Origin of the sequence: Streptomyces sp. SID3343, from assembly GCF_009865215.1 — a bacterium.
In the GTDB taxonomy this organism is placed as follows: domain Bacteria; phylum Actinomycetota; class Actinomycetes; order Streptomycetales; family Streptomycetaceae; genus Embleya.
This window is the reverse complement of the sequence record NZ_WWJX01000239.1, coordinates 1-7589: the sequence shown is the minus strand read 5'-3', so window position 1 is coordinate 7589 and position 7589 is coordinate 1. Positions and strand designations below refer to the sequence as shown.

At 70.6% G+C, this 7589-nt stretch carries 5 protein-coding genes and 1 pseudogene; 3 read left to right on the top strand and 3 right to left on the bottom strand.

The window, feature by feature from the left end:
• Window positions 1–102 precede the first annotated feature (102 nt).
• The 3 genes from GT354_RS08560 to GT354_RS08550 are packed head-to-tail and all read left to right on the top strand — an operon-like array spanning window position 103 to window position 3254.
• Entirely contained in the window at window positions 103–882 is a 780-nt protein-coding gene (locus GT354_RS08560) for an enoyl-CoA hydratase/isomerase family protein (protein WP_161355659.1), read from the top strand.
• Complete coding sequence (locus tag GT354_RS08555; protein WP_161355658.1) at window positions 875–1375, top strand: flavin reductase family protein; 501 nt, start codon at window positions 875–877, stop codon at window positions 1373–1375. The genes GT354_RS08560 and GT354_RS08555 overlap by 8 nt, the downstream gene beginning before the upstream one ends.
• 46 nt (window positions 1376–1421) lie before the next feature.
• On the top strand, window positions 1422–3254 hold the full coding sequence (locus GT354_RS08550; RefSeq protein WP_346011931.1) for an AMP-binding protein: 1833 nt from the start codon (window positions 1422–1424) through the stop codon (window positions 3252–3254).
• A 342-nt stretch (window positions 3255–3596) separates the two neighbouring features.
• Here GT354_RS08550 and GT354_RS08545 read toward each other — a convergent pair.
• The 3 genes and pseudogenes from GT354_RS08545 to GT354_RS08535 form a co-directional block, all read right to left on the bottom strand.
• Window positions 3597–5949, bottom strand: a pseudogene (locus GT354_RS08545) (pyruvate dehydrogenase).
• Window positions 5950–6093: 144 nt separating this feature from the next.
• Entirely contained in the window at window positions 6094–6567 is a 474-nt protein-coding gene (locus GT354_RS08540) for an NUDIX domain-containing protein (protein WP_161355656.1), read from the bottom strand.
• A 619-nt stretch (window positions 6568–7186) separates the two neighbouring features.
• Window positions 7187–7589: TetR/AcrR family transcriptional regulator C-terminal domain-containing protein (locus GT354_RS08535; RefSeq protein WP_272923782.1), on the bottom strand; the 403-nt coding region annotated here is incomplete at its 5' end.

The window sequence follows — 7589 nt, the reverse complement described above, 5'->3', positions numbered from 1 at the left end:
GGCGCGCCGGCGCGCCGGGCTCCACCTTCGCGCCTCGACGGCCCCGATCGAGGAACTCACCCGAGGCGCCCCACAACCAGATACGCGCCACCGGAGATGATCATGACCGCAGCCTCGCACGACACAGCGCTCGGCGCCGTCCGCGCGTTCGACGAAGTGGACGGCGTGGTGGTATTGACGTTGTCCCGCCCGCCCGCGAACGCGCTCGACAACTCGCTCGTCGCCGACCTGACGGCGAAGCTGGAAACGCTCGCCGGTCGCCCCGACGCCCCCGCAGTGGTCCTGACGGGAGCCGGCGACCGCTTCTTCTGCGCGGGAGGCGACATCAAGGAAGCCATCGGCTGTGCAGCCGATGCGATGGTCGAGCGGATGACCTCGTTTCACGCACTGCTCTGCGCACTGGAGAACCATCACCGGCCGCTGGTGTGTGCGGTCAACGGCTGGTGTGTCGGCGGGGGCATCGAGATGGCGTTGTTCGCCGACGTGGTGTACGCGTCGGCCGGGGCGCGTTTCGTCTTCCCCGAGATCAAGCACGGGATGCTGCCGGCCGTGAAGGGAATCGCCCGCGTGCGCGAGATGCTGGGCGACCGCGCGGCCCGGCGCCTGCTGTTGGGCGGCGAGGCCGTCGACGCGTTCGAGGCGCAGGCGATCGGCATCGTCGACCACGTGGTCGAGCAGGACGAACTCCTCCCGACCGCGACGGCGTACGCGCGGGCGGCAGCGGCGCACCCGCCCGCCGTGTTCGCGGCGCTGAAACGGGCCCTGCACGCGGGGACGACGAGCCGGTCGGCCGCGGAGCAGCTCCGCGTCACGGTCGCCGACGCGCGCACCGTCTTCGACGACCCCGCCGCCCGAGCCGCCCGCGAGGTGTGGAATGGCTGATCGAGTCCAAGGGCCGGCCGCGGCCGCCTTCCGCGCGGCGTTGGCCCGCTTTCCCTCCGGCGTGACGATCGTGACGACGCGAAGCGAGGCGGGCACGCCGCACGGGTTCACCGCGAGTTCGTTCGCGGCGTTGTCGCTCGATCCGCCGCTCGTTCTGGTGTGCCTGGACCGCAGAGCGGACTGCTTTCCCGTTTTCCTGGCGGCCGAGCGGTTCGTCGTGAACATCGTCACGCCCGCACACGCGGACCTGGCGATGAGGTTCGCGACGAAAGGTGAAGACAAGTTCGCGGACGGCCCGTTCGAACTCGACGAGGCGGGTTGCCCGTTGCTGCCCGACGCGGCGGCCGTCGTCCGTTGCGAGTTCGAGCAGGCCGTGCCCGGCGGAGACCACGTGATCCTCATCGGTCGCGTGCACGACGCGTGGACAGGTAGCGGCAACCCGGTGACCTGGTACAGAGGTGGCTTCCTCCCTCTCGGGGAGAGGGTCACATGAACCTCGTCGGGCCCGGGCTCGTAGGCTCTGCAAGAGAGGCCATGTCATGGATATGACCAATTTCGAACCGACGCGGACGCTACCGGGGTTGTTGCTCGATCGTGCGAGCAAAGAACCCGACGTCGTTGCGTTGCGTCATCGGCGTAACGGGGTCGCGCAGGCGATCACCTGGCGGTCGTACCTGGACCGCGTGCGCGAACTCGCGCTCGGCCTGGTGGCGCACGGTGTGCGCCGCGGTGATCGCGTCGCGGTGATGAGCAGCGCGCGCCCGGAGTGGGTGTTCGCCGCGCTGGCCGTGCAAAGTGTCGGCGGCGTCGTGATCGGCGTGTATCCGACCAACTCGCCCGCCGAGATCGAGCAGACCCTCGCGCACAGCGAAGCGGTCGCCTTCGTCGGCGAGAGTGCGACCGAACTCGCCAAGGTCGCGGAGATCGCCGAACGCACACCGACGTTGCGGCTGGTGGTCGGGATCGACGCCGTTCCGCCCCCGCTGCCCCGGGCGATCGACGGGATCGGCTGGGCGGCGCTGTGCGAAGCCGGGGCGCCGCACGCCGACAAGAGTCCGGATCCCTTGTTCGCCTTGGTCTCGACGGGATCCCTCGACGACGCCGCCGTGCTCTTCTACACGTCGGGGTCCACCGGGGCGCCGAAGGGCGTCACGCACTCGCACCGGACGCTGCAACACTCGGTGCAGTCCTTCGTCGGCCTCTATCCGCGGATCCTCACCCACGAGCACGACATCGTGGGCTTTTTGCCGTTGGCCCACGTGGCACCGGCGGTGGTGTCGGTATTCGCGCCGCTGCTGTCCCGACTGGTGGTCACGTACTGCCGGATCGCCGACTACGAGGAGGCGTTGCGCTCGGTGCGGCCGACGGCACTGGTCTGGCCACCGCGGTTCTACGAGAAGGTCGCCGGCGAACTCGTCGCCCGGGCGGAGTCCCGCCCGCGCCTGCGTCGCCACGCCTACGACGCCGCCATGTGGGTGGGCCGCAGGGTGGCCGAACACCGCTGGTCCCGTCGCCGGCCCTCGGTGCCGCTGCGGATCGCGTACGCCCTCGCACTTCGCCGAGTGTTCCTGCCGTTGCGGGCAACCGTCGGCATGGATCGCATCCGCGTTGCCTACACCGCATCCGCCGCGATCCCCGACAGCGTCGTCGCGATCTGGCAGATCTGGGGGGTCGACCTTCGCGAGAGCTACGGTCTCACCGAGACCGCCGGATGTCCCATCGCGCATTTCGACCAGCCGTTCCCTCGGCCGGGCACCATCGGCAGGGAATTCCCGGACCCCCGCTTCCGGGTCGAGGCCGCGGACGACGGCGAGATGCTGATCCGCGCGCCGTTGCTCTTCGACGGATACTGGCGCGACCCGGAGGAGACGGAGGCCGCTTTCCGAGACGGCTGGTTCTGCACCGGTGACCTGATCGAGCGCACCCCCCACGGCGATATCCGGCTCATCGGCCGGAAGAAGGACGTGATCATCACGCGAGGCGGCAAGACGATCAATCCTCAGCCCATCGAAACCCGGTTGAAGGAGAGCTCACTGATCCAGGAAGCGATCGTCGTCGGCGACGCGCGCAGGTACCTCACCGTCCTGGTCGAGCCGAGCACGACCGCGGACGACCGGTCGGCGGAGGTGCTTGCCGAACGCCTGCGAGCCGAACTCGCCCGGGTCAACGAGGACTTCGCGCGGGTGGAGCAGCTCAAGGACTTTCGTGTCCTGCCGCGGCCCCTGGAGGTCGAGCGCGGTGAGCGGACCGCGAACGGCAAGATCAAGCGCAATGCCGTAGTGCGTTCGTTCGCAACGCTCATCGACGAGATGTACGGCGACGCGAACGACGACACGGCGATCGCCAACCACGTGCGCGCCAAGCCGAACTAGCGAACCGCGGGCGCTGCAAGCCGAACCAGCGAACCACGTGCGCTCCCGGCGGAACCGGCGAACCGGCGTGCGCTCCGAGCCGAATCGGAGGGTGCTCACGCTCGACGGGTGGGCGGGGCGAGCGGCTGGCAGACCTCGGCCGTCCCCGCGGCCGGCTCACCACGCGGTCCGGCGGTCCCGGCCCGGCCGCACCGTCTCGACGCCGCACCGGACCCGACGGACCCCGACCAAGACCCGCAACGGCCGTGACACCCGTGGGGGTGTCACGGCCGTTGCGGGTCGCGGGCCTGGTGCCCTTCGGATCCGGCGCCGAGTGGTCGTCCCGGCGGGCGGCCCGGGTGCTCAGTCGATCAGGTCGAGGGCGCTGCCGACGATGCTGTCCGTGTCGATGCCGTGGTAGCGGTAGACGTCCTCGATCGTCCCGGACTGGCCGAACCGGGTCACGCCGAGGGTGCTGATCGCGACGTTGCGGATCGTGCTCAGGAAGGCCAACGAGTGCGGGTGCCCGTCCAGGACGGTGACCATCGGGGTGGCCCGGTCGACAGGGAAGACCCGGTCGAGGATCCAGGTCGGATCGCTCGACAGGCCGCGGCGCGCCCGAAGCGCCCGAAACAGCAGATCGGGGCTGGTCACGCACACCACGTCGGCGCCGTACCCGAGAGCGGCGAGCCGGTCGGCGGCGGCCAGGGCCTCGGGAACCAAGGCGCCCATCGCGGCGAGGGTCACCACGGGTGTGTCGTGCTGCCGCAGCCGGTAGGCCCCGGCGGTGACGTGTCGGCGGCGGCGTTCACGGGCCGCCGGGTCACCGGGCACGGCGGCCGCCGACTGGTCGACGGGTCGGGTCGACAGCCGCAGATAGGCCGAACTGCCTTCCGGGCTGCCCAGGTTGCCGAGCGCTGCGAGCAGGCACCATTCGGCGTCGAGCGCGAACGCGGGCTCGTAGGTGACGCAGCCGGGTTGTTCGATGCCCAGCGAGGGCGTGGTGATGGACTGGTGCGCGCCGCCTTCCGGGGCGAGGGTGACGCCGGAGGGCGTGCCGACCAGGATCGACTGGCCGCCGGCGTAGATGCCGAAGGACCAGGGTTCCAGGGCTCGGTTGACGAAGGGATCGTAGACGACGCCGATGGGCAGTAGCGGCCGGCCCCAGCGGCTCCAGGTGGCACCCAACTCGCCGAGCAGGCCGACCAGATTGGTCTCCGCGATGCCCAGTTCCAGGTGTTGTCCCGTGGGCCGCTCGCGCCAGTGCAGGATGGTCTCGGCGTCGTCGGCGAACCAGTCGGGGCGCTCGGTGGGCGACCACACGCCGACCTTGTTGAGCCAGCCGCCGAGGTTGGTGGAGGAACTGACGTCCGGGCTGACGGTGACGATCCGGTCCGCCACCTCCGGGGCCCGGCGGGTGAGATCCAACAGGACGCGGCCGAGGACCTGCTGGGTGTTCCCGGTGCCGGTGGGTGCCGGGCGGCCGAGGTCGGCGGGAACCGCGGGGGGTTTGCGGGGCGCGTACTCGGGGCGGTGCAACCGCCGGACACCGGGCCGCTTCGGGCGAACCCTCGGCGAAGCCCGTCCACGGGTGGTCCGGATCCGTTCCGAGGCGATCGGCCAACGCCCGTACCTGGTCGGCCGTCAGCAGCGAGGAGTGGTTCTGCGGGTGTCCCTCGGTGGGCAGCCCATGGCCCTTGACCGTGTACGCGAAGATCACCGTGGGTCGGGTGTCGTCGATCGCGTCGTAGGCGTTGATCAACGCGCCGATGTCGTGGCCGCCCAGGTTGCGCAGCGCTGTCCGGAGCGAGGCGTCGTCCAGGGACGCGACCAGCGCCGCGATCGACCCGGCGTCGGCGCCGGTGCCGGGCAGGCGTTCGCGCAGGCGGTCGGTGGAACACCGCAGCAGGCGCTGGTACTCGGGGTTGCCCATGGCGTCGATGCGGGCGCGCAGGGCCTCGCCGCCCGGGCGGGTGAACAACTCCTGGAGCAGGTGCCCGTACTTGAGGGGGATCACCTGCCAGCCTGCCGCGGCGAACATGCCCTGCAACCTGTCCGCGGCGATACCGGGGATGACTCGGTCGAGGGACTGCCGGTTGAGGTCTACGATCCACACCACCTCGCCCAGGTCCGACACCATCGGATCCCGCACGGCTTCCCAGATTGCGCCTTCGTCCAACTCGGCGTCGCCGAGCAGGGAGTACTGGCGTCCGGTGCCGGCCCCGCCGAAGCGCCCCTGCACGTAACGACGGGCGAGGGCGCCCCACAGGGGAGCGGTGGCGCCGATACCGACCGACCCGGTGGAGTAGTCGACCAGGTCGGGGTCCTTGGAGCGGCTGGGGTAGCTCTGCAGGCCGCCGAAGGCGCGCAGCGTGCTCAGAAAGGACTCGTCCAGCTCGCCCAGCAGGTAGTTGACCGCGTGCAACACCGGCGAGGCATGGGGCTTGACCGAGACCCGGTCCTCGGCGGTCAGGGTATGGAACCACAGCGCCGTCATGATCGACGTCATCGAGGCACTCGACGCCTGGTGACCGCCCACCTTCAGTCCCGAGGGGTTCGGCCGCACCCGGTTGGCGTGGTCGACGATCGCGGTGGACAGCCACAACACCCGCCGTTCGACCGACTCCAGCACGGCAAGCTCCTCCGCCCGGGCGGGGCCGGCCCCATCGCCACCGGCCGGCCTCGGTTCCGCAACCATCACAGACCACCTCCACATTCGGCACCATGCCTGGGAAAATTCACGTTGTGCTCCGCCGGCGGGCGCACGACCGTGCGGCCACACCGGACACTTGGACGGGGTCGAGCGCCCTGCGGTGAGCGGCGGGCCGTGGTCACCGCGGCGGCCACGCGCTCCGGCCGGCTACGTCGTCGAGTCGACCGCCTGCAGGACGTCCGTCAGCCAGGCGACCTGCCCGGCGAACCGCGGCAGCTTCCGGGGCCGCACCCACCGGTACGCCTCGTGCTCCTCGTTGAGCGTGAGCCGGCGCCGACCGGTGCGGGCCAGGAAGGTGTGCACGGTCCAGTCCCGCCCGCCGCGCGAGTCGGCCAGACGCAGCGTGCGGCCCTCGGTCAACTGCTCAAGAGCGTGGGCGGGGAGCAGGGTCTCCTCCCAGATCTCCTGGACGGCTTGGCGTACCGGGTCGCCGTGCGCGTCCAGATGTCCGGTGATGCAGTGCCACAGTCCGGCATCGTGCCGGATGGATCCGCTGCGCTTGAACATCCCGATGCGCCCTCGCCACACGAGGACCACGGCGACGACGTGCCGCGGTTCCCGAAACGTGGACCGGCCGGACTCGTCCGGGAACTGCGGCCCTGGTGAAGTCCGCGAGACCATCTCGCGACCACCGCCTTCGGTAGGGACATCCGGGTCGGACCAACGACCAACCGAGCCTTCGATGTTATTGAGGAATAACATAGGACGTGACTCAACCCAGGTCAAGGATCCCGATGAAGGAGGCTGTCGGACCACCCTCGCCCGTCGATCGACCCGGGTTGTGCCTGCCCTGAACCGAGTTGCGTCTACCTGCACGCAGTATGTCCACCTGCGCCCGGCGCGCGATCCGCCCGAGCGTATGCAGTAAAATGTTATTGACCGATTACTCAAGTCGGATCGGCGACCGCCTGCCCTCGGGACCGTAGTGCGCACCACGGCCGGGGCGGCCCGTCCTTCGGCCCCGACCACGGCGGCCGACTTGCGGGAATCGGCCCTGGCGCCGATCGGATCGCCGGGCCGCAGACCCCGCCGGGCGATCTCCGTGCGACGTGATCGCTCATCGCCTCGGCGCGTGTCGTCCCCGGAAGCGGCGCGGCCCGCGCGTCATCGTCCCGTCCCAGGAGTAACCCGGAGACCTCCCATGAGCGGACCCGGGGACCTCCCACGAGCCGCCGGCCGCGACCGCCCCGCGCATCGGGTGACGGGACGGTGTCCCCGACGGCGGGCATGCCGGCGCCGGTCAGCCGCCGTCGCCGACCTTCACGGGCGCGCGCAGGCCGTCGAAGAGGATGGTGGCCAGCGCGTCGGACACGGTCCCCACCGGGAGGGCGCCGCTCGGGCGATACCACTCGATGAGCGAATTGACCGTGCCGAACAGCAACTTGCTGATCAGACCGGGATCGATGTCGTCCCGCACCCCGCCCTCGGCGGCGGCCTCGGCCACCAAGTCGGCCACCCGGTGGTCGAAATCGCGCCGCCGGGCCAAGGCCCGCTGCTCCACCTCGCTGTTGCCGCGCACCCGGAGCAACAACGTCACGTAGGGCAGTTGTTCGGCCAGGACCTCGACGCTGCGCCGGACGGTTCGTTCCAGTCGCGTCGTGGCGTCGGTCGGCTTCTCGTGCTCCTCGTCCAGCACGGCGAAC

Bases quoted from the DNA above. Each gene is read 5' to 3' on its own strand.
- GT354_RS08540 (WP_161355656.1), bottom strand. From the start codon at position 6,567: ATGGTCTCGCGGACTTCACCAGGGCCGCAGTTCCCGGACGAGTCCGGC.
- GT354_RS08560 (WP_161355659.1), top strand. From the start codon at position 103: ATGACCGCAGCCTCGCACGACACAGCGCTCGGCGCCGTCCGCGCGTTC.
- GT354_RS08555 (WP_161355658.1), top strand. From the start codon at position 875: ATGGCTGATCGAGTCCAAGGGCCGGCCGCGGCCGCCTTCCGCGCGGCG.
- GT354_RS08550 (WP_346011931.1), top strand. From the start codon at position 1,422: ATGGATATGACCAATTTCGAACCGACGCGGACGCTACCGGGGTTGTTG.